Here is a 23,994-nt window from a genome sequence, read left to right on the forward strand (position 1 = left end):
AAAAACCGCTCTTATAAGAGCGGTTTTTTATAGCCTATTTTAAATTAATTCATTTTTTCCAGCTCAATCCATTCAGCTTTAGGGAAATGAATTGCTAAATAGTCTTTCAAGTAATTTGACGTATCTTGAGAAATTAATGGATCTTTTGATTCATCTTTTAGGTTATATACCAAGGCTTGTAATTTCAACCCACGAGACTTAAGTGCTTCAAGACTAAGTAAAGTATGATTAATACTTCCTAAACGACCCGATGTTACTAAAATAACGGGGAACTGGTGCTGAGCAATATAATCGATGGTGAGTAAACTTGTAGTTAATGGCACCATTAATCCACCAGCCCCTTCGAGTAAAACAATATCAAAACGCTCAGCTAATGTTTGAGTTGCATTTTCAATTTTTTGAAAGTCAATTTCTCTGTTATCTAGGCGTGTTGCCAGATGAGGCGAAGCAGGATAACTAAAAATTTCCGGCATGGTGAGCTTTTCATGATCTTCTTGAAACCAACCCTGCCCCATAATTTCACGATGCTTTTCAATATCTTCAGAAATATCAGCATTACCCGTCTGAATGAGTTTTTGGGTAATCACTTTTTTACCCTGCTCAGTCCATAATTTTGCTAAAAAGCCTGTCGCGTAGGTCTTACCAATTTCGGTATCAATCCCACTCACAAAATAGATCTGACCATTCATTTACTTCATTCTCCGCGCAATACAATAGATCGGATGATATGTTAAGGAATATCCCTCGGCATGCTTAAACCGATCATAATCTTGATAAAACTGTTGTAAAGTTTGCTTAGTCCAACGATGCTGAGCAGTTGCAGTCACACCTGTTGCTTTTAAATGCTGCAATACAGCTTTAGGCGAATCGAAATAGAGTTGGGCTTCTGACTCAGACAAATGCAGAACTTCAAAACCCGCCTGAGTTAAGGCATTGTTCCAATTTTCAATAGACCAATAACTTAAACCTTGCCCTGTTAATTCTTTAATCTCGATTAAGTTTCTTGGGCCAAAAGTTGAAAAACATAACCAGCCTTTTTCATTTAAAGCAGTATGACAATGTTGAAGTACACGAGGTAAATCTTGCATCCATTGCAAAGCCGAACCAGAAACGATCATGTCGAGCTGCTGCGGAAACGCTAAAGTTTCAATATCACCGATCAACCATTTCAAATTTTCTTGATGGTTAAAGTGCTGCTGCACATCTGCATACAAGTCATTCAAAATTAACTCTTCAATCTGAAAAGATGTAGCAATAAGACGAGTTAAATTGCCAGAACCACAACCAATTTCAAAGACACGTGACATCATACTCGGGCAAAACTGCTGGAGTAAAACCGTTAAATTTTGGCAAATTTGTTTTTGAACAATTGCATGCTCTGAATAGCTTTGCCCTGCTTTGGCAAAACGCTGGGCAACCAAGTTTTTATTCAGACTCACAGAAAACTCACCAATTCTTCAAGCTCATGTTGCTGTACCATTGACGTTAAAGAAATACGCAAACGCGAACTATTTTTAGGTACGGTCGGTGGACGCACAGGCATGGCATAAAAACCACTTTGCTGAACCTGCTTTGCCTTATCGATAGCAGCCTGACTTTCTCCCACAATGACTGGAATAATATGGCTGGTCGATGGACTTACATAACCCTTTTGCACAACAGCTTGTTGAAGATATTGGCTAATATTTTTTAAATGTTCACGCTGAGATTGGGCGTGTAATACTTTTTGAAAAACAAAGTTTGCCCATGCCATAACAATCGGCGGTTGAGCAGTACTGAAAATAAGTGGGCGCATTTTATTAATTAAATAATCTTTAATAATTGGGTGACAAATAATGTATCCACCCACTGCCGCTAGTGCTTTACCTAATGTCCCCACTAAAAAATCAATATCGTGAATGACATTGTATTGTTCAGCACACCCTAAACCTTGTTCGCCACGCACACCAATTGAATGTGCTTCATCAACATAGAGCATAGTTTTGGCAAAGCGTTTTTTTAGCCGCACTAAAGCAGCTAAATCAGTTTCATCACCGTCCATACTAAAAATACTTTCAGTCACCACAATGATTCGCTCAATCTTGTCATCATCATGATATTTTTGCAAAAGTTGCTCTAGGTGCTGCAAATCATTATGGCGATAACGTACATATTGCGCACCTGATAAACGTATACCGTCGATCATGCTCGCATGAACCAGCTTATCTGCCAAAATTAAAGTTTTCCCATCGGCAACAGCTGGCAAAATACCGATATTCATGTGGTAGCCACTATTAAACAATAGTGCCGCCCGACCACCAAATGCTTGGCTTAGGCTATTTTCTAATTTTTCATATTCTTCAAAATTACCCGTTAATAAACGTGATGACGAAGAACTAAAATAGCTACGTTCGACTGGAAAATTTTCTAAAAACTCTTCACGAAGTTTTACATCTGCAGCTAGGCCAAGATAATCGTTTGAAGCTAAGTTGAGCATCGTTTTATTTTGAATCGTAATAAAACGCTCATGCTGTACATTTTGAGTGAACTGTCTGAAATTGCCGTGTTGTTTTAGTTCATCTAATTGGATAGCAAAATGATCAAGCAACGACATTTCAATGCACTCCCCGCATGGTTTTAACAACCTCAACCAACTGCTCAAGCAAATAGCTTAATTCCTGACTGGTAATCACATAAGGTGGCATTACATACACCAATTTACCAAACGGACGAATCCAAATTCCACGATCAACAAACTGTTGCTGCAATGTTTTCATATCAACATTCACAGTGAGTTCAACTACCCCTATTGCCCCCAATACTCTTACATCAGCAACATAATCAAGCTGATTGAGTGGTGTTAAGTATTGAGTAAGTTGTTGTTCAATTCGCTCAATATTGGCTTGCCAATCTTGCTCAATTAATAATTGCGTACTTTTTAAGGCAACAGCACAAGCAAGGGGGTTCGCCATAAAGGTTGGACCATGCATAAATACGCCAGCCTCACCCCGACTAATGGTCTCGGCAACATGCTTCGTCGTTAAAGTAGCCGACAATGTCATATAACCGCCTGTTAGCCCTTTACCAATGCACATAATATCCGGCTCGACTTGTGCATGTTCCCACGCAAAGAGCTTACCGGTACGCCCAAAGCCTGTCGCAATTTCATCAAAAATTAATAACAGATTATATTGTTCACAAAGTGCTTTGGCTTGACGCAGATATTCAGGATGATAAAAACGCATGCCGCCTGCACCCTGTACAATCGGCTCAATAATTAAGGCTGCAAGATGCTCATGATTTTGCTGAATCGCTTGTTCTAATTCTGCAATATCTTGTGGATTCCATTCTTCATGAAATTTGGTTTGCGGTGCTGCAACAAAAAGACGATTTGGTAAGCTTGTACCAAAAATCTGATGCATGCCTGTAACTGGATCACACACCGACATCGCATTCCATGTATCCCCATGGTAGCCAGAACGCGTTGTAATAAAATTTGTTTTTTGCGGCTTATCTTGAGCAGTCCAAAACTGCACTGCCATTTTCAAAGCAACTTCAACGGCAACAGAACCCGAGTCTGCATAGAAAATTTTATCGAGACTTGGCGGGGTAATTTTTAAAAGAATTTTTCCAAGTTCAATTGCAGGATCATGGGTTAAACCACCAAACATGATGTGAGACATATTTTGTAATTGATCGGTCACTGCCTGATTGAGTTCAGGGTGGTTATAGCCGTGAATCGCACACCACCAAGATGACATACCATCAATTAAAGTCCTACCATCATCTAACTCAATCGTCGCGCCATAAGCACGTTTAACTTTAAATGTCGGTAAAGGTTGGGTCATTGAAGTATAAGGATGCCAAATATGTTCCAAATCAAAATTATCGGTCATCCTATTTACCCTTTTACAGCGTTCAAATCTTTCATTGAACACATGTTAAACCTGTTAAGAATGAAAGAAAATTGCGATATCAATCAAAGCTGATTAACTTTGCTGATGAATTGTTAAAAATTGGCAGATTTCTTCAATTGTTCGTTCTACTTGTAGATATGGAAAAGCATGAGTAGCTTCATTTAATACTTTGTATTTCATCTTTTCTGTCGCAATATGTGCAAAATTTTCCTCAATTTTGCAAGGAATGACACCATCTTGCTCTGCAAATAAATGAAGCTGTGGACCTGAGTAATTTTTTAAGTTATCTACCAAGTTTAAATGCTCTAACATTTCTAACCCTTGTAATAACAACTCATAAGGGGGCGGATTTGCTATATTTTGCATGTTTAGCCAATCTTTTTTAGCTTGTGCTGATCCTTGAGTAATTAAATAATAAAAGCGCTTTAAAGTGACTTGCTGGTTTTGCAAAAAAGAAGCTTTAAATTGACTGAACACATCAGCAGGCATTGCAGTCTGCCAATTAGTGTTAGCAACAAAACATGGATTAGAAGCAAGTGTAATTAAAGTTTTAGTTAGACCAGTGCTCTTATAAAAAGAATCAACTAAGTGAGCTGCTAACTGACCTCCTAAAGACCACCCAATTACAGTATCGATATCATTCAACAAATTAAGCTGTTTTTGGAAACTGCTAGTTAAAACATCAAATATATTAATAAGTTGTACATCAAAACCCTTCTCCTGCAAATGCAATTTTAATGATTCCAAAGGTTCAATTCCTACTCCCCACCCTGTAATCAATAAAATTTTATTTTGTAACTTCATATTCTTACCCAAAGCTTATTTGATGAAAATTATATATTAATATTTCAAAAAAATATCTTTTAAAATCAGCCATAAAATTTAAAAATATTGATTTTAGATCACATATTAAAACCCATTAATATTCTGAAATATATTGATAAATAAAACGCGCATTATTAATAGGAAATATACAAAAATTTAATTATCTAAACATTGAAGCCCATCAAAAAACAACATACTCCACACTTCGTCTATAAATCCATTATGCAATGTAATTAATGTTAATACTTATGTTTTTTTATTAAAAGAAATGACTCATCAATTCATTTTAATGTTAGAAGATTAATTATTGATCAAAAAATATTGGGAAGGCTAATATGAACAGTCAAAGCACAATATCTAATAGGAGAGAGAAAAACACATATTTTGTTACATCCAATGATATTATAAATACCTTATCCTTAGATAAAAATTACTGTTTATTTTTAGATATTGATGGAACATTAGCACCATTTCAAATTAATCCTGAGCAAAGTTTTATTCCAAAAACCACATTAGAAATTATAAAAGATATTGTTGAATTAAATATTCCCGTTATTGCTGTAACAGGTCGTGATATAGATACAGCAGGCAAGCTACTAGCCCCTATTGAGGTTCCTATCGCAGGCTTGCATGGTTTAGATATTTATTTTGGTTCAGATAATTATATTCGACCAGATTTAAGCAGTATTAATTTTAAAAAATTAAAACAAGACATTATAAAATCTTGTGAGAAATATCCTGAACTATTAATTGAAGATAAAGGATATTCTATTGCTTTACATTATCGCAAAAATCCTAACTTAGAAAAACATGCATTTAATATAATGCAACAGATTAAATCCTTTTACCCCCAGTTAAAAATAAACAGGGGGAAATTTGTTTTTGAATTAATTCCTCACCAAGCTGATAAAGGCAAAGCAATTCAAACTATATTAAATCATCTTAATTTACCCTCAGCGTTACCTATTTTTATAGGAGATGATTTAACAGATGAATCTGGTTTTATTTGTATTAATCAGCAATCTGGCCTCACCATTAAAGTAGGTTCTGGTGAAACACATGCCAAATATAGATTGAAAGATATCGATGACGTCGCTAATTTTCTTTTTTTATTTCAAAACAGAATAAAAAACTTATATGTCAAAAATAGCCGAAATCAGAATGGAGAAAAAATATGTCTAAATTAATCGTATTATCGAACCGAATAAGTATGCCATCTGGTAAGGCTTCAGCAGGTGGCCTTGCTGTAGCTGTACAAGATGCATTGAATGATAGCAATGGTATTTGGTTAGGCTGGAATGGTCAGCAAATTACCGATAGCGAAGCGCCAGAATTTGAGCAGGCCTATTCTCAGGGAATTGACTACATCACCTGCCCTCTCACCCATCAACAATACGCGCAATATTACTGTGGTTTTGCAAATAAGGTTCTGTGGCCAGCGATGCATGACCGAGAGGATCTTATTGAATATGATTCGCAAGAATATAAAACCTATCAAAAGGTCAATCGATTATTCGCTGAAAAGTTAAAACAGCTGGCTCAGCCTGAAGATATCATCTGGATACATGATTATCATTTTTTTAGTGTAGCCCGTTACTGCCGTGAATTAGGCATGCAAAATAAAATTGGTTTCTTTCTACATATCCCATTTGCTAGCCTGAACATATGGCTCAAAATTCCCGTGGCCCGAGAATTAATTCAAGACTTGAGCCAATATGATGTGATTGGTTTACAAACCCAGATTGATCAAAATGCATGCATGCAAACATGTTTAAGTTTACTTGAAGCTCAGAAAATTCACCGTGACAGTATCAGCTACAAAAAACGTCAAATATTAATTAAATCGTACCCGATTGGCGTTCAGCCGGAACTTATTCAAAAACAAGCGCAACAAGATTTGCAAAGCCCTTGTGTGTTTAATTTTGAAGAAATACCTCGTCAAAAAACAATCATTGGGGTTGACCGAATTGATTATTCAAAAGGTTTACTTGAGCGTTTTAATGCATTTGCAACCTTCTTAGAAACTAATCCTGAATATCATGGCTTAGTCCGACATCTGCAAGTTGCAACACCGTCACGTACTGATATTGCAGTTTATCAACGTTTATACGAACGTTTTAAGACCAAGTTGGAATTGATCAATGAAGAATTTGCACATGAAGACTGGAGACCTGTAGATTGTTGCTATGATCCAGTTCAACACCATAATCTCATGCATATTTATCGTCACTCCGATATTTGCTGGATTAGTTCACTACGCGATGGTATGAACCTAGTCGCTAAAGAATATATTGCAGCTCAAGATCCGGAGAATCCTGGCGTACTAATTTTATCTAAATATGCTGGTGCTGCTGAGCAAATGTCTCAAGCCTTGATTGTTGATCCGCAAGACAGAGCGGCAATGATGGATGCTTTAAAAATGGCTTTAGAAATGTCTAAAGCTGAGCGTATTAATCGTTATCAACAATTGATAGAGGGTTTATCAGCATCTGATCTTACTCATTGGAGAAACGATTTCTTAGATGATTTAGAAAAAACACCAACTTTACTGATGAAACCTCAGCGCTTATTACAAGACAATTATCAATCTATCTATCAGGTTTTATAAATCTAAATAAAAGAACATCGAGAAATTAAATTCTCGATGTTCTTTAGATTGTTTCTATTATTTATAAATTAATTCGCCTTTGCGAGTGTAAAGCGATTAAGTAAAGCAATAATAAATAGCAATACTGCTACACCTGTTAAAACTGTACTTAAACCAGTCCATTCACCAATTAAACCAATTAAAGCTGGCCCACTTAAGGAACCGGTATAGGCAATCGTTGATACTAAAGAAAGTGCTGCTGCTTTAGGCATATCGTTTTGTCGACCTACGCGAGAAAACATCACTGGCACAATATTGGAACAGCCTAATCCTAAAAGTGCATAGCCTAATACAACCACTTGCCATACGGGTGCGGTCACAATAACAGCCATACCAATTGCTGCACCAATGGCACTATAAGTTACAACATTTTTTTCACCCCATTGCTTTAGCAAAATGTGGCCCGTAAAACGTCCAGTCGTCATGCTCAGAGCAAAAAAGGTATAAGCAAGACCCGCAAAGGCTGGATTAAGTTCATACTTACTTGTTAAATAAATACCACCCCAATCCATTGCCGCACCTTCTGATAAAAAGGCAATAAAACACATCATGCCAATAAGCAGAATAATGCCGTTAGGTCGATAGAGTTTTTTAGGTGTATCGGCTTCTTGATGTGGCTTTTCATCCTGTTCAAAAGACGTTAAACAAGGAGGAATAGCAACTGCACCAATGACGAGCAAAATCATTACAACAGACAAAGTACTCATTAATGGAGAAAGACCTACTGCCAATAATGCAGTCACCAGCATAGCCCCAGTTAAGCCGCCAAGACTACACATTCCATGAAAGCTAGACATCAGAGCTCGCAGGCTATGTTTTTCAACAACCACTGCCTGTAAATTTATAGCTACCCCAAGACAGCCTGCTGCCGACCCAAACACAAATAATGCTACAGCCATCATCACAATGCTGTTCCACATCGTTAGGCTAGGTAATAACACCATTAACAGCATCAATGCCAACGCAATTAATGGTCGACATCCCCAACGCTTGACTAAAGCGCCAGTCGCAGGCATCGCAATCATTGAGCCGATACCCATACAAAGCAAAAGCAAACCAAAATCAGCATGATTGAGGTTTAAACGTTGCTGTGCAAAAGGAATCAATGGCGCCCAAGCTGCGGTCGCAAAACCTAAGCTAAAAAAGCTTAGTCGTGTTGCAAGACGCTGCGTGCTTAAGAGAGTAGCTGTATCTAAAACAGCAGGTTTGGTAAATAACATATTTCGCGAACTCACCATAAAATCATTGGCGATCCATACCAACCGATTTTCCATAGAAAAACCCTTGCCTCATGAAGTTTCTAGGCAAGGGTTTTGTTGGCGAAATTATATCCAATTTCATAAAAAAAACAGGGGGGGTGATACAATTTTTCTGATTTTTTTGTAACTGCCAAAGCCTTATATACTAAGGCTTTGAATATATTAAATTTGAGAAAAATACTTTTTTATTTCTATTTTATTAAAGCTAAAAATCAGGCGATAAAAAACCCAGCATCAGCTGGGTTTTTTATTAAATTTGAGATTGAATATAGTTTTGTAAGCCAATCAACTCAATTAAACGTAATTGCTTTTCTAACCAGTAGGTATGGTCTTCTTCAGTATCAGATAATTGTTGACGTAACATATCACGGCTAATGTAATCGCCTTTCTCTTCACAGAGTTTGATACCTGTCGCTAATTTTTCACGAACATGATATTCAAGTGCTAAATCTGCTTTTAAACAAGAAACAACGTCTGTACCGACATTAATGTCTTCACGGTGCATGTTTGGTTTAGCACCTAAAAACAATACACGGCGAATGATCGCATCAGCATGAGATGCTTCTTCTTGCATCTCATGATCAATACGTTCATAAATTTTATTTAAACCCCAATCTTCGTACATACGAGAATGGATTAGATATTGATCACGGGCAGCCAATTCTCCGCCAATGAGCATATTTAAATAGTCTATGACTTCTGGATTGCCACGCATAATAAATCTCCTATCGTATGAGAACTATTATGGGCAATCTTAAAAATGATTGCAAAGTAAAAAATAGTTAAGTTTATGATTTTTATCAAATTAAAATGAGAAACATACGCATTTGCAGTTTAAGTTAATTAAATTTTCTCTGCAAAAAGAAACGCTTGTCCGATTTATACATCCAGACAAGCGTTAAAATATGACATAAACCATCAATTTATAAATTTGTAACTAAAATCAATGGTTCTTATTTCGGTAGGTTTATTCGCTTAAGGTCTGCCCATAGCTCGCCATAAGAGATAAGAAATCAGTCTCATTCATAACGATAATACCAAGCTTTGCAGCTTTTTCTAATTTAGAACCTGCTTTTTCACCAGCAACAACACATTTCGTTTTGCTCGATACACTACCGCTCACACGCGCACCTAAGGCTTGTAGCATTTGAGTCGCTTGATCACGGGTCATTTGCTCTAATGTGCCTGTTAAAACCCAACTCTCGCCATTTAATGGCTGGCGTGTTGGTGCAGTCGGTGCATCCCAATGAATTCCAGCTGCAATTAAGCGATCAAGCACTTCAAGGTTATGAGGCGCCAAGAAAAAGTCAGCAATCCATTCTGCGGTAATATCGCCGACATCCGGTGTTTTCTTTAAAGCTTCAACATCAGCAGCTTTTAGGGCTTCTAAAGTTTGGAAAGTATTAGCCAACATTCTGGCAGTAGTTTCACCTACCCCACGAATTCCTAAAGCATAAATAAAACGCGCAAGGGTTGTCTTTTTACTGGCTTCGATGGCATCAATCAGATTTTGTACTGACTTTTCTCCCATTTTTTCAATGCCAAGTAAAGTTTCTCGGTGCTCATGTAAATGATAAATATCGGCAACATCTTTAAGCAAATCGAGATGTAATAAAGACTCTACCCAACGATCGCCCAAACCTTCAATATCAAGCGCCTTACGTGACACGAAATGACGAATGGCTTCAATTCGCTGAGCAGCACAGTAAAGACCACCAGAACAACGTGCTAAGGCTTCCCCTTCTGGCATTACAACGGGTGAGGCACAAACAGGACAGCTTTCAGGTAAATGTACAATTTCAGCATCAGGTGAGCGGAACTCTGGCCAGACTTTTTCTACTTTAGGAATAACATCGCCAGTACGATAAACACTAACCGTATCGCCAACTCGTACATCCAGACGATGGATTTCACCAATGTTGTGTAAAGTCACATTGGAAACCGTAACACCACCCACAAATACAGGGTTTAAGCGTGCTACAGGAGTCAAAGTACCTGTACGCCCCACTTGCCAATCAATCTGATCCACCGTAGTTAATGCAGCTTGTGCAGGGAATTTATAAGCAGTCGCCCAACGTGGTTCACGACTTAAAAAACCAAGTTGTTGCTGTTGTTTTAAGTCATCAACCTTTACGACCATTCCATCAATTTCAACTTGTAGATCTGGACGTTCTTGCTGAATTTGCTCGTAGCGTTGTTGTACTTCTTGAATTGAATTACATAGATATTGACGTTCAGCAATTTCAAATCCAAGTTGTGTTAGCCATTGCAGGCTATCATGCATGGTGGTTAAGCCATGATTTGGTTCGCACTGAGCAATACCATACGCATAAAACGCTAACGGTCTGCCAGCAGCAATATTTGGATCGAGCTGTCTTAAACTACCAGCTGCGGCATTACGTGGGTTCGCAAACGTTTTATCGCCTTTTGCTTCTTGATCAGCATTGAGTTTTTCAAAGCCAGACTTTGGCATGAGCACTTCACCGCGTACTTCAAGCAGTCGTGGAATTTCAAAATGATCCGAATGCAACACTTTAGGCAAGTTGCGAATCGTTTTAACGTTCTGGGTAATGTCTTCTCCGGTTTCTCCGTCACCACGTGTAACACCACGTATTAACACACCGTTTTCATACCAAAGCGAAATCGCAAGACCATCGAGTTTTAGTTCTACTTCATATTGTACTTTTTGATTGGGCAAACGCTCTTCGACACGGCGTGCAAAAGCAAACAAGTCTTCCTGATTAAAAACATTCCCCAAAGAAAGCATAGGAACCACATGGGTCACACTTTGAAATTTAGAGAGTGCTTGTCCGCCTACCTTTGTAGTTGGAGAGTCTGATTGAACCTGTTCTGGATATTGCTCTTCTAAAGCTTTTAACTGGTGAAATAAATGATCATATTCACTGTCCGAGATTGTCGGCTGATCCATCACATAATATGCATGGTTATGCTTTGCAATCAGTTGAATAAGCTGACGCATCTGTTCGATCACGGAAGTTGTTGCCATTATGTTATTCACCATAAAAAAGGGTGGAAATTTCTCCACCCTGAACTGCGACTAGATATGTTGCAATTATCGCAACGAATGTAAAAAATTAAAACTAGGCGGTCGCCTGTGCCGGACGATAATCAATCACATGATGACGCCAGTGCTCTTTTAACTGTGGTGTAAATTCAAGATTATTCTCATCATAAACTTTGCCGTCAATTTCACGAGCAATTAAACCTGCAATACTCGCCATCATGTCAAAACCAGTTACAGCTTTACTGTTTGGAAGCGCAAGGAAAAATGCCAACCCTTGGACTTGTTCAGTGGATAAGGTTTCAAGATCAAACCCAGCTGGTCCATTGTCTGTCATACGCAGTACTGAAAACATAAGTACACTCGGCTCATCAGTATTTTCATAGCGATGGAAACACGACATTTCGCCATAACGTAAACCGTATTTCAGCAGCACTTTAAGTGCTTTATCGCCAGACAACGCGCGACGAGGGTTTGGATAGACATTTAATGCAATAATCTGTTCAGCCATCGCTAATGCACTTTCATCATCATAGCGTTGCTGTTCATGCAAATGCACATCCAGAATATTACTCTCGCCTTCAAATTCAGCAATTTCGGCAGTTTCAATATTTGGGTTCAAACTCAACTCAGGCTCAGCCTTTTCACTTTCAGGTTCCAAGCTTTCTTCTGGTTTAACAGAAACCGTATCAACCAACTCAACTGAACTATCTGTGTTAATGGTAGAGCTTTTTACAGTTTCTTCAGATTTAATTTCATCTGGAGACGTTTCAACAACTGGTTGAATTTGTTCAGCCGAAATTGATTTAGTAGGTTCTACAGCCAAAGTTTCTGTTTGTTTTGTTTCACTGACTTGTGACGCCGCATTTAAAGTCGGTTCTACTCGCTCTGCGCTAGTCGCCGATACACCCTCGGCTTCAGCTTGCTCAAGCTGATCTCTCACATGCCTAGGTATAACCGGCTGATTACTATCAGGATTAATATGCAAATCACTGTCTAATGAGGGTTCAGCATGGTTTGACTTTTTTAAAATCATTTTTAAGCCAATTAGCATAATAATAATGGCGACAACGATGCCAATAATCGTATTGATTTCCATTCTATGACTCCGAAACTAACCCGTATTCTTTTGCCTGTTCTAAATCGACAGTGACTAATTTTGATGTACCCGGTTCAGGCATGGTCACACCCAACAAATCAGTTGCCATGGTCATCGCCAGCTTATTATGTGTAATGTAAATGAATTGTACATGTTCAGAAAGCTCTTTTACCAAATTACAATATCTCTGAACATTCGCATCATCAAGTGGTGCGTCCACTTCATCTAACACACAAAACGGTGCCGGATTCAATCTAAAAATCGCAAATACTAATGCTAAAGCTGTTAAAGCCTTTTCTCCACCGGAAAGTAATGCTAGAGAACTATTTTTCTTACCCGGCGGTCTAGCCATCAGTTTAACACCAGATTGCCAGTCATCTTCAAGACTTAAACTTGCTTCACCACCATTAAAGACCTTTGGAAACAGATTTTGCAACTCTTGATTAATCTGATCAAACGTTGTCATAAACAACTTACGGGTTTCCTGATCAATGCTTTTCATCGCATCTTTTAGTTGAGTTACCGTATTTTCCAGATCTTGAATCTGGTGGCTCAACTCATCAAACCGCTGAGAAACTTCGTCAAACTCTTGTGAAGCAGCAAGATTAACCGCACCGATTTTTTCAAACTGTTTCTGTACTTTTTCCAGTTTTTGTTGGTGCTCGGTTAAGTCGATTTGTAAACCCTTTTGGAGCTCAGCATTTAGCTCTTTAAGCTGTTCTTGGTAATGTTCACGATCGGACTTAGCTGCTTGCCATGCCAAACGTTTTGCTTCAAGTTGTTCTCTGAGCTGCTCATCTTTTTGTTGATATTGATGACGCTGATCTGTCAGGGTTTGTTGTTTTTCCTGCACACTATTGAGTTCAAGCTGCCATTCATTCCAGTTCTTTTGCAACTTTTCAGTTTGAGCAAATTGTTGCTGAAATTCTGACTCAAGATTTGGCAACTCTAACTGAATTGGATCAACAAATTTTTTCGCCTGTTCCATTTGAGCATTGATTTGCTGATATTGACTCTGCAAAAACGAGATATCTTTTTCAAGCAACTCTATCTGTTGAGTCGTTTGCGTACTGTTACGACGTAAAATTTCACGTTCTTGTTTTTGCTGATGCAGAGCTTGTTGTTGTTCCTCTAGTTGCTCTGTTAACTCTTCTACCCGAAATTGCAATGTTTTATAGTCAGGTAAAATGGTTTCAAGCTTGATTGCTAGCGCATGTAAATCAATCTCCAGATCATCTTTTTGCATTGCATCTTCTTCAAGTTGCATATCTAACTGACTGAGTTGATCTTTCAATTGCTGTTTTTGCAGTAAAAATGCCTGTGCCGCAGTTTGCTGTTTAGCAATTTGCACATCAAGCTGTTGTAAGTCTTTTTGTTTTTGTTTAACAACTTGCTGTTTCTGTTGCACATCAGACTGCAACTGCCCTAGTTCATCTTTTTGCTGAACTAAAACTTGATCTAATGCTTGTAATTCGGGTTGTTGCTTTTCAAGAACTTGTTCAATTTCATCTAGACGAATGCGATGACTGAGCATACCTTGTGCACTTTGACTCTCGTCATCATACATAAGAGCAATGACCCAATCCTGCCCGACATGATAACCATCTAAAGTCAAAATAGACTGCCCATGTTGCAGTTGCTTTTGCTCTTTTAAAGCATGAGCCAAATCTTGTGCAATCGCTACATTCGAAAAGATTGATAGCTGTGGAGATGCAATCCAATCATTTAAACAAGCTAAATTACCTTTAAATTGACTTGTTTGCTCTGAAGGTTTTAACTGGCGAGCAACCCCTTCTTGAAAATTTTGTTCGGTCTCAAGAATATGAGCTTGCAACCATTTTGCTAAAAACTTTTCAATAATCTGCGCATGCGGTTTTCCCTGCTCTGTTAATTGCAAAGCCTGCATTAAACGTAGAGTATCTTGATGTTGCTTTGGGCTTTGCTTAGCAACAAGCTGGCTTAAATTCTTCTGTTCAGATAACAAAACCTGTATTTCTGTTTTCAGGTTTTGCTGCTGATTTCTGCTTGCCTGATGTTGCAGTTGAGACTGCTCTAAACGCTGTGAAAGCTGCTCAATTTCAGTCTCAAGTGTCGCAATTTCACGACGAAGCTGCTGTTGCAGTTGCTCAAACTCACCCTGCTCATCTTCATGAACATGCGATTGAATCTGACTTGCTTGATGTTGCAACGTTTCTTTTTGTTGCTCAATTCTTAGAACATTTTTGCCTAACTGCTCAATTTGGGCAGACATTTGCATTTTTTGCTGCTGTTGTTTTTCAACCTGAGCTTTTACTTGTTCAAACTGTTGTTGTGCTTGTTTTTGCTGGGATTGTAAATCAGCAAAGTTTTGTTCAGCTTCCGTTGCAGTATGCTCAATTCCAGTTAATGATTCAGTTTGTTCATCTAACTGATTATTCAGTGTTTCAAGTTGCAATTCAGAAAGTTGTAAACGTTCTTTAGTTTGGAATTTTTGCTGTTCTAACTGAACGAGAGTCATACTATTTTGCTGGTATAAACTCTGTTTTTGTTCCAGAGTCATTTTCAGTTCAGATAGTTTTTTTTCAGCTTGCTGCCATTCGTGTTGTAGTGGTGAAGATTGCTGAATGAGTCTCTGAAATAAAGCACTAGTTGCTTCCAAATCATGTTCAATCGTACTTAGCTCTGAACGTACCAACTTAAAATTTTCGCCCAGTTCATTCATTTGAACTGTATATTCTTCTTGTAAGCGTACGCTTTTATCTGCTTGAAAAGATAAAATTTCAATCTTAAGCGTACGAATCTGACCTTCTAATATTTTATATTGAACGGCTGCTTCTGATTGGCGTTTAAGCGTCTTAAGCTGCGATTTTAACTCTAGGGCAATATCTTCTAAACGTGAAAGGTTTTGCTCAGTATGCTCAAGATGTTGCAAAGTTTCGCGTCGACGAGCTTGATAGCGTGAAACACCTGCTGCCTCTTCAATAAAGATACGCATTTCTTCAGGCTTGGCATCAACCAGGCGGTTAATCATGCCCTGTTCAATCACCGCATAAGAACGTGGTCCCAACCCTGTTCCTAAGAAAATATCGGTAATATCACGACGGCGACAACGTGTGCCATTTAAGAAATATTCGGACTTGCCTTCACGAGTGACCTGACGACGAACAGCTAACTCATTATAAGCATTATAGGATCCACCTAACTTGCCATATGTATTATCAAAACGTAGCTCAACACTCGCTACACCAACTGGCTTACGTTTGGAGGTTCCTGTGAAAATAACATCTTGCATGCTACCACCACGCAGTTGACGAGCATTTGATTCACCCATCACCCAACGAATGGCATCAATTACATTTGATTTGCCACAACCATTTGGACCAACCACTGCTGTGCGGTTAGCCTTAAAATTTAAAGTTGTACTATCTGCAAAAGATTTAAAGCCGGAAAGTTTTAAACTGCTTAAACGCATAATGCCCTAACTAGCGGCGTGAGCGTCTTGCCCAGGCCAATTCAATCTGTTTCATTCGTGTCAGCGATTCCAACACAAGGTTACGTAAGTGTCGACAAAAATCTTCCATAAATAAAGCGGCTTGTTGTGATTTTCGGATCAAAATTGCATCAATCACGAGTTTAAATAATGCAAATGCTTCTTGTAGTTCTCGTTTAGAAGTATTTAAGGTCAAAAAATAACTACGACGTAATGAAGGCAATAACTCTTTATAGAATTTCATTAGATAAGGATTTCCGACCATATCTTGCTGTTCAGCGAGATACTGAAAAACACCATCATAAAATTTCTCGATATCCCCTGCTTTTACATGCTCAAGAAGTTGTTCTAACAATAACTGCAATTGATCTGCTTCATGTGCCCGCCATGTTTCACTTATTCGCTGAACAATATGCCCCAATAACATCATATTTGTGTCAAACAGTGCTTTAACCTGCTGTGCAGACATTTCTGAAACAATTGCCCCACGGCGTGGAAATATCTCAATTAAATGAGTACGCTCTAATAATAACAATGCTTCACGAACTGACCCTCGGCTCACGTCAAGCTCTTTAGCAATACGTAGTTCTTGAATACGTTCGCCTTCAACCAGCTCGCCACTAATGATCTGTTCGCTAATATATTTGACAATTTGCTCAGAAAGACTTTCTGTCTCTTCGAGATTCATAAATCACCCGCTACTTTTTATATGCATTAATCCATGCTTTTCTTTCGCATCCTTGTTTTTAACTGATCGTACCGATTAAAAACTATGTCATTGTCTGACAATTTCATTGCATTTTAAGCCAACCCATTTAAAAACAACACCAAAATCGGATGAATAAAAGCCCCGAATGTTCTTATATTATTTAATAAAAAAAGCTCGAATTTCTAAAAATTCAAGCTCTTACATCGTAGTCTTATTAAGATTAATATTTTATTCTTTAGTGCATAATGCCTTTATAAATAAAATAACTACCTACCACGACTAGCAAACAGGCAAAGCATTTTTTTAACATTTGCGGTGACAATGCATGAGCGACTTTTGCTCCAAACTTGGCTGTAATAAAACTCATAACACTAATGCCGATAAAAGCATAGATATGTACATAGCCAATCGTGTTAGGTACAGAGATGTGTTCTTTAGCACCAAACCACATGAAGCCAATTGCGCCTGCAATTGCAATGGGTAAACCACAAGCAGCAGAAGTTGCGACTGCTTTTTGCATAACGACGCCATGACGGTTTAAATACGGTACGGTTAGGCTTCCTCCCCCAATTCCAAAAATTGCAGAGGCAACACCAATTCCGCCACCTGCCATCACTTGCATAGATGCTGAAGGAAGTTGACGTGTTGGATCAACGACAACATGGGCGCCTTTAAACATGCGATAAGCCATGGAAACAGCAAAAATCCCAATAAGAAGTTGCAAATGTTGACCAGACATCAGGTCAGCAATACCAGCACCCAAAAATGAACCAATAATGAGCCCGGGCGCTAAATTACGAAAAACTGGCCAAAGTACAGCTCCTTTTTTATGGTGAGCCGACACCGAACTAAAAGACGTTACGATAATCGTTGCTAGTGATGTTCCTACTGCAATATGCATGATTACCGCAGGGTCATAGTGTAACTGGGTAAAAACGACATAGAGGATTGGTACAATAATTAATCCACCACCAACCCCAAACAATCCGGCAGTAAAACCAGCAATTGCGCCAATGAGTAAATATATGATTAACTCCATAAATGTTTTACCACTCTGCTCATATTCAACATGGATTTAGAGACTCGCCAACTACAACAACTTTTAAGCGCAAAAAACCAGCTTCCAGAAGTGGTTTTATTAAAAGCAACCACAACTTCGACCAATGATGATATTCGTGAAATTGCCCAAAAAGGCATTACAACAGGCTTGGTTTGCAGTGCTCAACAAACTCAAGGGCGAGGTCAACATCAACGGCAATGGATTTCACCTGAAGGAAACATTTATTTAAGCACATTGGTGCAAACTCGAACACCCTTAGATGGTCGCTTAGCACTTGAAGTTGCTCTAAATATTTTGCAAATCCCTCAGTTACAGCCTCTAAGCTTACAAGTAAAATGGCCAAATGATTTATATAGTGTGCAAGGTAAATGGGGTGGAATTTTAGTTGAACCCCTTTCGCAACATCAGGCTATAGTAGGTGTGGGCATTAATTTAAAAACGCCACCCGTAACCGACAGTGATCAGCCGATTACCTCTTTAGAAGATTTAGGTTTAGAGCAAAACAACCGTCTTGAGTTAGTTTCAGAGCTGTATATGGCTATTCAAAATGCAGCTCGCTGGTTCGATCATGGCTGCTACAACTTAGCTGGCCGTTTTAATCATCATGCCGCATGGATTAATCAATTCGTGCAGTTTGAGCATAGCCAAGGACTAGTAGAAGGTCGTTTTGTTGGAATTTCCAATGATGGAGCCGTCATACTTGAAACTCCGGAACCTAAGCAGTTTTATCAAGGTCGCTTAAGACCACAGATCAATCAATAAACAGGTGTTTCTCCATGAAAAGTTTATGGCTCGATATCGGGAACACTCGTTTAAAATACTGGATTACTGAAAATCACCAAACTATTGAGCATGCCGCAGAACTGCATTTGCAATCCCCTGCCGATTTATTACTTGGGTTAATTCAACATTTTAAGCATCAAGGTCTACATCGGATTGGGGTGTCATCCGTCTTAGATACTGAGAATAATCAACGCATTCAACAAATTCTAAAATGGCTTGAAATTCCAGTTGTTTTTGCAAAAGTTCATGCTGAATATGCTGAGTTAAAGTGTGGCTATGAGGTACCGAGTCAGCTCGGGATTGACCGCTGGTTACAAGTACTCGCTGTGGCTCAGGCTAATGAAAACTATTGTATTATTGGTTGTGGAACAGCCTTAACGATTGATTTAACGCAAGGCAAACAACATTTAGGCGGGTACATTTTACCTAACCTTTATCTGCAACGCGATGCACTTATTCAAAATACAAAAGGCATTAAAATTCCTGACTCAGCTTTTGATAATCTGAACCCAGGCAACAACACTGTAGATGCAGTCCACCACGGTATTTTATTAGGCTTAATTAGTACTATCGAAAATATTATGCAGCAATCTCCGAAAAAACTGCTCCTTACTGGTGGAGATGCGCTTGTTTTTGCCAAGTTCTTGAAAAAATATGATCCAGTTGTAGAAACTGATCTTTTGCTCAAAGGATTACAACAATATATTGCTCATTATCCTAAAGACTAAAATGTAGGGCAAAATAAAAGGCGCTATCTGCGCCTTTTATTTTACGAACTTATTTCTTTTGGTCGTTATTGCCAAAGAGTGGTCCCATTCCGCCGCCACCGCCGCCGCCAAATTGTTTTTGCATATTGCCTAATGAACGCATCATTTTGCTCATACCAGATGGATTCGCAAACTTCTTCATCATTTTAGCCATTTGTGCTTGTTGCTTAATGAGTTTATTCACTTCAGCAACATCCATACCACAACCAGCTGCAATACGTTTTTTACGGCTTGGGTTCATTAAGTCTGGATTACGGCGTTCTTTAACGGTCATCGACTGGATAATAGCTTCCATTTTCTTGACCTGTTTTTCAGGATTCGCTTGCTCAATCGCTTGCTGAATTCCTGCACCGCTCATGCCAGGCAACTTATCTAAGAAGCCCATCATGCCACCCATACTTTTCATTTGCTCAAATTGCATCAGCATATCTTCAAAGTTGAAGCTGCCTCCTTTTTGCAATTTTTTAGCCATTTTTTCGGCTTTTTCTTTGTCGATTTTACGTTCAACTTCCTCGACTAAAGAAAGTACGTCACCCATGCCTAAAATACGTTGAGCAACACGATCTGGATGGAATGGTTCTAAAGCATCAAGCTTCTCACCCATACCCAAGAACTTGATTGGCTTACCCGTAATTGCACGCACAGAAAGCGCTGCACCACCACGTGCATCACCATCAGTTTTAGTGAGAATCACACCTGTAAGTGCCAATGCATCATTAAAGGCTTTAGCTGTATTTGCAGCATCCTGACCTGTCATGGCATCAACCACAAACAAGGTTTCAGTTGGCTTAACAGCGGCATGTAATTCTTTAATTTCGTCCATCATGTCTGCATCGACATGTAAACGACCTGCGGTATCAACAATTAATACATCAGCAAATTGGATTTTTGCCTGTTCAATTGCACGATTAACGATATCAATTGGCTTTTCAGAAGCATCTGAAGGAATAAAACCAGCACCAACTTCGTTAGAGACAGTTTCTAACTGCTTAATCGCTGCTGGACGGTAAACGTCGGCAGAAACCGTCATTACTTTTTTCTTTTGACGCTCTTTTAAGAAACGTGCCAACTTAGCGGCAGTTGTCGTTTTACCCGCACCTTGTAAACCAGCAAGTAATACAACAACGGGAGGCTTAGCACTTAAATCAAGTGTTTCATTCGCCTCACCCATCATCTTGGTGAGTTCGTCATAGACAATTTTTACAAATGCCTGGCCTGGCGATAACTGAGTCATCACTTCCTGGCCCAATGCCTCTTCCTTAACTTTCGCGATAAATTCACGAGTTACAGGTAACGCGACATCGGCTTCAAGAAGTGCCATACGTACTTCACGTAAGGTATCTTTAATATTGTCTTCGGTCAGCTGCCCTGAGCCAGTAACATTTCTTAAACTCTGTGTGAGTCGTTCTGTTAAGGTATCAAACATTGCAAAATCCGCTTAAAATGGCTAGTTGCAAAAAAATCTTTCTCGAAATAGAAAATTTATGCATAGAATGCTATAGGATACTTTAGTTCGCAGCGAATTTATATCTTATATAGATGAATTAATCCTGAAAAAGGTTTGACATGATTAGCCTCCCCTTGGTTTACACAATTTTGGCACTCATTGCATATACCACTTCTTTCTGGTATCTGTTTATTCGTTTAATGTCAAAACGTGAACCAAACCCATGGTTATTTGCTGTTGTTGCAACTTTGGCACTCCTGTTGCACGGTACAGTTTTATGCCACGCCATGCTGACACCAGCCGGAATTAACTACGATGTTTTTAATTTAGTATCTTTTACATCGTGGCTTATGCTGTTGTTAAGTTTAATTTTTAGTATTTTTCGCCCCATTGTACCGTTAAACTTGTTAGGCATTCCTGTAGCGGCTATTGGCCTGATTTTAGGTTTTGCATTCAGCCGACCCGATCAATTTATTGAACAGCATTCCCTAGGCCTTGATGTCCATATCATTCTGTCTTTATCTGCCTATGCAGTTTTACTGATGGCAACCATTCACGCTATTTTGCTGTGGTTCCAAAATCGTGAACTCAAAAAGAAACAAAAAAAACGCTTTTGGGTCAATTTACTCCCATCAATTCAGGCGATGGAGTCTTTGTTATTTGACCTCATCATTACTGGTTTTATTCTATTAACAATTGCACTCGCTTTTGGTTTCTTGACTATCGATAGCTTCTTTGCCCAACATCTCGCTCATAAAACCGTATTTAGTATTATTTCCTGGTTTATCTATGGATCATTATTGATTGGCCATTACAAACTAGGATGGCGAGGACAAAAGGCCATTCGTTTTACCTTAATCGGTTTTGTGCTTTTAGCCATTGGTTTTATTGGTAGTAAATTTGTGCTTGAAATGATTTTGGGTCTCTAAATTAATTAAAATTTCATCGATACTAGACAGCGTTATACATATCCCGTATAACGCTGTTTTCTTTTTGCTCAGGTGACACAGACTGTGAAACTCATACTCGCTCCAATGGAAGGTTTAACTGACCCGATCATGCGGGATACACTCACATCTGTTGGTCATTTCGACTGGTGTGTGACCGAGTTTATTCGTGTTACAGACAGCATTTTGCCAGACCATATTTACTATAGTTTTTGTCCAGAATTAAAAAATGACGGTAAAACAGCTGCGGGAACGCCTGTTCATGTCCAGTTCTTAGGTAACAACCCAGATATGCTGGCAGCAAATGCTGCAAAAGTGGTTGAACTAGGTGCTCCTGCAATCGACCTTAATTTTGGTTGTCCTGCAAAAACTGTAAACCGACACCGAGGCGGCTCAGTTCTTCTTGATGAACCTGATGTTGTACATATGCTCATTAAAGCTGTCCGCGATGCTGTGCCTGCACACATTCCTGTTTCAGCAAAAATGCGTTTAGGTTATCTAGATGAAAATCACACCATGGAAAATGCCCATGCTGTTGAAAATGCTGGTGCAAGTTGGTTGACAGTTCACGCTCGTACTAAAGCAGATGGTTACACGCCACCTGCTTATTGGGAAAAAATTCTGCCCATTAAAGAAGCTTTAAAAATTAATGTAATTGCCAACGGTGAAATCTGGAGCAATGCAGATGCTAGAGCTTGCCAGCAACAATCTGGCTGTGAAGATTTAATGATTGGGCGTGGTGCTGTGACTACCCCAGATTTAACACAATGCATTCGTGAAAATATGAATGAGGCATTATTCAGTTGGGAACAACTGGTTGACTTACAAATTCGCTTTTTAAACGGTCAAGCAAAAACAGAAATTGGTATGGTCGGTCGTTATAAGCAATGGTTAGGAATGATGACGAAAGCCTATCCACAAGCGAAAGACCTATGGGACCAAGTAAAACGTATTAAAGCTTTGGATGAAATTGTTCAACAGTTAGAACACACCAGATCAGAAAATATTTAACTCAATATAGTTATAAAAAGAGGGCGATTGTTTTCACAACCGCCCTCTTTCATATTTCAGGTTAAGTTATTATTTTTTCTAAAAGCCACTTACTTTCATTTTTAAGTCAGTCACTGACGCCCCTGTAATACCAAAACTCCCCATAGAACCATTAGGCAAGTTATTAAATGTCGTTGTACTTTGGGTTCCCATATTTCCTAAAGTGACATTGTTAAGTGAAGCATCGAACTTACTCGACACGCCGTTATTCCCAAAAGTTAATCCCGTCGGGTCAACGCCTGCATAAAACCCATCAAGCACAAAACCTGTCGAGGTATTTGTTCCAGCAAATTTAAATCCGAATGTAGCTCCCGTATTATCGGAGACTAAAGTAATTGGACAACCCGCAGCAGCAGAACAAATAGATTGAATTGCCCCACCAAATTTAACCATCACTGATTGAGCAGCATGGCCAAGCTGAATATTTAAACGAGGTTTATTGGTTTGTACAAAGTTAATATCTAGATTTCCAGTTGAACGAATGAGTTCTTTTACACCTGTATTCACTGTCGTTCCCGAACTAAAAATTGATTTTGGTGCATAACTCGTTAATGCATAATCGGATGGACTAGATAAAGATGCGCTGGGAGCCATATAAACTGAAAATGGTAAAAGTCGAATACCGTTTACATCACTCCCCATAGACACAGCTAAATTTAAAAAAGGATTTCCACCACCTGCATCGACATCCATTACGATATTAAAAGAAGGATTACTAGATACCGCAGCTTTAATAAATTCTATGCCAGGAACCGGATTAGTAGAATTCCCTGCAATAACAAAGCCAGCCTTACTATTATACGAAGTTGAGGCAATACCATTTGTATCAATCAGAGCAACTTGGTTAAATTGGACTTTATCGGCCTGAATACCTAAAGTTAGGCCATTTTGGCCTGTCGTTGCCGCAAGACTTTGATCATCCAAAGGCTGCATTGCAAAAACACTTGAACTACTGGCAAGTAACAACCAGCACCCTATATTTTTATTCTTCATGTCGCTCTAATCCTTAAGAGA

Annotated in this window: 20 protein-coding genes; 6 read left to right on the plus strand and 14 right to left on the minus strand. The window is 38.8% G+C overall.

Annotated features, from left to right (window positions below; genetic code table 11):
- Window positions 1-44: 44 nt before the first annotated feature.
- From bioD to RMB13_RS07450, 5 genes are all read right to left on the minus strand, one after another.
- Window positions 45-689 (minus strand): dethiobiotin synthase, encoded by a 645-nt coding sequence (gene bioD / locus RMB13_RS07430; RefSeq protein ID WP_311084841.1) that lies wholly within the window; start codon window positions 687-689, stop codon window positions 45-47.
- Window positions 690-1,439, minus strand: a complete 750-nt coding sequence (bioC, locus tag RMB13_RS07435) for a malonyl-ACP O-methyltransferase BioC (protein WP_311084842.1) — start codon at window positions 1,437-1,439, stop codon at window positions 690-692. It abuts the gene before it with no gap.
- Window positions 1,436-2,593, minus strand: coding sequence for an 8-amino-7-oxononanoate synthase (locus RMB13_RS07440; RefSeq protein ID WP_311084843.1), 1,158 nt, complete (start codon window positions 2,591-2,593; stop codon window positions 1,436-1,438). The genes bioC and RMB13_RS07440 overlap by 4 nt, the downstream gene beginning before the upstream one ends.
- Window position 2,594: 1 nt before the next feature.
- Window positions 2,595-3,875: an adenosylmethionine--8-amino-7-oxononanoate transaminase gene (gene bioA / locus RMB13_RS07445; RefSeq protein ID WP_311084844.1), complete on the minus strand. Its 1,281-nt coding sequence runs from the start codon at window positions 3,873-3,875 to the stop codon at window positions 2,595-2,597.
- A gap of 93 nt (window positions 3,876-3,968) precedes the next feature.
- On the minus strand, window positions 3,969-4,700 hold the full coding sequence (locus tag RMB13_RS07450) for a hydrolase (RefSeq protein ID WP_311084845.1): 732 nt from the start codon (window positions 4,698-4,700) through the stop codon (window positions 3,969-3,971).
- Between the two features lie 356 nt (window positions 4,701-5,056).
- On the opposite strand from RMB13_RS07450, the gene otsB reads away from it, so the two are divergent.
- Both otsB and RMB13_RS07460 read left to right on the plus strand, forming a co-directional pair.
- Complete coding sequence (otsB, locus tag RMB13_RS07455; protein ID WP_311084846.1) at window positions 5,057-5,908, plus strand: trehalose-phosphatase; 852 nt, start codon at window positions 5,057-5,059, stop codon at window positions 5,906-5,908.
- Entirely contained in the window at window positions 5,896-7,329 is a 1,434-nt protein-coding gene (locus RMB13_RS07460) for a trehalose-6-phosphate synthase (protein WP_311084847.1), read from the plus strand. The genes otsB and RMB13_RS07460 overlap by 13 nt, the downstream gene beginning before the upstream one ends.
- A gap of 68 nt (window positions 7,330-7,397) precedes the next feature.
- Here the strand turns inward: RMB13_RS07460 and RMB13_RS07465 are convergent, their stop codons facing one another.
- From RMB13_RS07465 to RMB13_RS07495, 7 genes are all read right to left on the minus strand, one after another.
- Window positions 7,398-8,588, minus strand: a complete 1,191-nt coding sequence (locus RMB13_RS07465) for an MFS transporter (protein WP_080593115.1) — start codon at window positions 8,586-8,588, stop codon at window positions 7,398-7,400.
- Window positions 8,589-8,877: 289 nt separating this feature from the next.
- Complete coding sequence (gene bfr / locus RMB13_RS07470; RefSeq protein ID WP_001214863.1) at window positions 8,878-9,342, minus strand: bacterioferritin; 465 nt, start codon at window positions 9,340-9,342, stop codon at window positions 8,878-8,880.
- A gap of 252 nt (window positions 9,343-9,594) precedes the next feature.
- Window positions 9,595-11,634 (minus strand): NAD-dependent DNA ligase LigA, encoded by a 2,040-nt coding sequence (gene ligA, locus RMB13_RS07475; RefSeq protein WP_004641540.1) that lies wholly within the window; start codon window positions 11,632-11,634, stop codon window positions 9,595-9,597.
- Window positions 11,635-11,728: 94 nt separating this feature from the next.
- Complete coding sequence (locus tag RMB13_RS07480) at window positions 11,729-12,748, minus strand: cell division protein ZipA C-terminal FtsZ-binding domain-containing protein (protein ID WP_209830108.1); 1,020 nt, start codon at window positions 12,746-12,748, stop codon at window positions 11,729-11,731.
- A 1-nt stretch (window position 12,749) separates the two neighbouring features.
- Window positions 12,750-16,199 (minus strand): chromosome segregation protein SMC, encoded by a 3,450-nt coding sequence (smc, locus tag RMB13_RS07485; protein ID WP_311084848.1) that lies wholly within the window; start codon window positions 16,197-16,199, stop codon window positions 12,750-12,752.
- A 10-nt stretch (window positions 16,200-16,209) separates the two neighbouring features.
- Complete coding sequence (locus RMB13_RS07490; protein ID WP_003653383.1) at window positions 16,210-16,905, minus strand: GntR family transcriptional regulator; 696 nt, start codon at window positions 16,903-16,905, stop codon at window positions 16,210-16,212.
- Window positions 16,906-17,161: 256 nt separating this feature from the next.
- The gene (locus RMB13_RS07495; RefSeq protein ID WP_005042782.1) at window positions 17,162-17,965 is read right to left on the minus strand and encodes a sulfite exporter TauE/SafE family protein; all 804 of its coding nucleotides are present in this window, start codon (window positions 17,963-17,965) and stop codon (window positions 17,162-17,164) included.
- Between the two features lie 30 nt (window positions 17,966-17,995).
- Between RMB13_RS07495 and RMB13_RS07500 the strand changes: the two genes are divergently transcribed.
- Together RMB13_RS07500 and RMB13_RS07505 are read left to right on the plus strand one after the other, a co-directional pair.
- Entirely contained in the window at window positions 17,996-18,748 is a 753-nt protein-coding gene (locus RMB13_RS07500; protein ID WP_127494273.1) for a biotin--[acetyl-CoA-carboxylase] ligase, read from the plus strand.
- A 14-nt stretch (window positions 18,749-18,762) separates the two neighbouring features.
- Entirely contained in the window at window positions 18,763-19,497 is a 735-nt protein-coding gene (locus RMB13_RS07505; protein WP_311084849.1) for a pantothenate kinase, read from the plus strand.
- Between the two features lie 49 nt (window positions 19,498-19,546).
- Here RMB13_RS07505 and ffh read toward each other — a convergent pair whose 3' ends face one another.
- Window positions 19,547-20,962, minus strand: coding sequence for a signal recognition particle protein (gene ffh, locus RMB13_RS07510; RefSeq protein ID WP_017392298.1), 1,416 nt, complete (start codon window positions 20,960-20,962; stop codon window positions 19,547-19,549).
- Between the two features lie 140 nt (window positions 20,963-21,102).
- Between ffh and RMB13_RS07515 the strand changes: the two genes are divergently transcribed.
- Both RMB13_RS07515 and RMB13_RS07520 read left to right on the plus strand, forming a co-directional pair.
- Entirely contained in the window at window positions 21,103-21,912 is an 810-nt protein-coding gene (locus RMB13_RS07515) for an inner membrane protein YpjD (protein ID WP_004641527.1), read from the plus strand.
- A gap of 84 nt (window positions 21,913-21,996) precedes the next feature.
- Window positions 21,997-22,941, plus strand: coding sequence for a tRNA-dihydrouridine synthase (locus tag RMB13_RS07520; RefSeq protein WP_311084850.1), 945 nt, complete (start codon window positions 21,997-21,999; stop codon window positions 22,939-22,941).
- A gap of 78 nt (window positions 22,942-23,019) precedes the next feature.
- On the opposite strand, the gene RMB13_RS07525 is transcribed toward RMB13_RS07520, so the two are convergent.
- On the minus strand, window positions 23,020-23,973 hold the full coding sequence (locus RMB13_RS07525; RefSeq protein ID WP_311084851.1) for a DUF6160 family protein: 954 nt from the start codon (window positions 23,971-23,973) through the stop codon (window positions 23,020-23,022).
- Window positions 23,974-23,994 lie beyond the last annotated feature (21 nt).

The sequence above is a fragment of the Acinetobacter sp. V102_4 genome (assembly GCF_031799005.1).
Lineage (GTDB): Bacteria > Pseudomonadota > Gammaproteobacteria > Pseudomonadales > Moraxellaceae > Acinetobacter > Acinetobacter calcoaceticus.

Coding starts and splice junctions, on each gene's coding strand:
- smc (WP_311084848.1), bottom strand. CDS start 16,199: ATGCGTTTAAGCAGTTTAAAACTTTCCGGCTTTAAATCTTTTGCAGAT.
- otsB (WP_311084846.1), top strand. CDS start 5,057: ATGAACAGTCAAAGCACAATATCTAATAGGAGAGAGAAAAACACATAT.
- RMB13_RS07490 (WP_003653383.1), bottom strand. CDS start 16,905: ATGAATCTCGAAGAGACAGAAAGTCTTTCTGAGCAAATTGTCAAATAT.
- RMB13_RS07500 (WP_127494273.1), top strand. CDS start 17,996: ATGGATTTAGAGACTCGCCAACTACAACAACTTTTAAGCGCAAAAAAC.
- RMB13_RS07480 (WP_209830108.1), bottom strand. CDS start 12,748: ATGGAAATCAATACGATTATTGGCATCGTTGTCGCCATTATTATTATG.
- RMB13_RS07440 (WP_311084843.1), bottom strand. CDS start 2,593: ATGTCGTTGCTTGATCATTTTGCTATCCAATTAGATGAACTAAAACAA.
- ligA (WP_004641540.1), bottom strand. CDS start 11,634: ATGGCAACAACTTCCGTGATCGAACAGATGCGTCAGCTTATTCAACTG.
- RMB13_RS07525 (WP_311084851.1), bottom strand. CDS start 23,973: ATGAAGAATAAAAATATAGGGTGCTGGTTGTTACTTGCCAGTAGTTCA.
- RMB13_RS07460 (WP_311084847.1), top strand. CDS start 5,896: ATGTCTAAATTAATCGTATTATCGAACCGAATAAGTATGCCATCTGGT.
- RMB13_RS07505 (WP_311084849.1), top strand. CDS start 18,763: ATGAAAAGTTTATGGCTCGATATCGGGAACACTCGTTTAAAATACTGG.
- ffh (WP_017392298.1), bottom strand. CDS start 20,962: ATGTTTGATACCTTAACAGAACGACTCACACAGAGTTTAAGAAATGTT.
- RMB13_RS07495 (WP_005042782.1), bottom strand. CDS start 17,965: ATGGAGTTAATCATATATTTACTCATTGGCGCAATTGCTGGTTTTACT.
- RMB13_RS07465 (WP_080593115.1), bottom strand. CDS start 8,588: ATGTTATTTACCAAACCTGCTGTTTTAGATACAGCTACTCTCTTAAGC.
- bioA (WP_311084844.1), bottom strand. CDS start 3,875: ATGACCGATAATTTTGATTTGGAACATATTTGGCATCCTTATACTTCA.
- RMB13_RS07515 (WP_004641527.1), top strand. CDS start 21,103: ATGATTAGCCTCCCCTTGGTTTACACAATTTTGGCACTCATTGCATAT.
- bfr (WP_001214863.1), bottom strand. CDS start 9,342: ATGCGTGGCAATCCAGAAGTCATAGACTATTTAAATATGCTCATTGGC.
- bioD (WP_311084841.1), bottom strand. CDS start 689: ATGAATGGTCAGATCTATTTTGTGAGTGGGATTGATACCGAAATTGGT.
- RMB13_RS07450 (WP_311084845.1), bottom strand. CDS start 4,700: ATGAAGTTACAAAATAAAATTTTATTGATTACAGGGTGGGGAGTAGGA.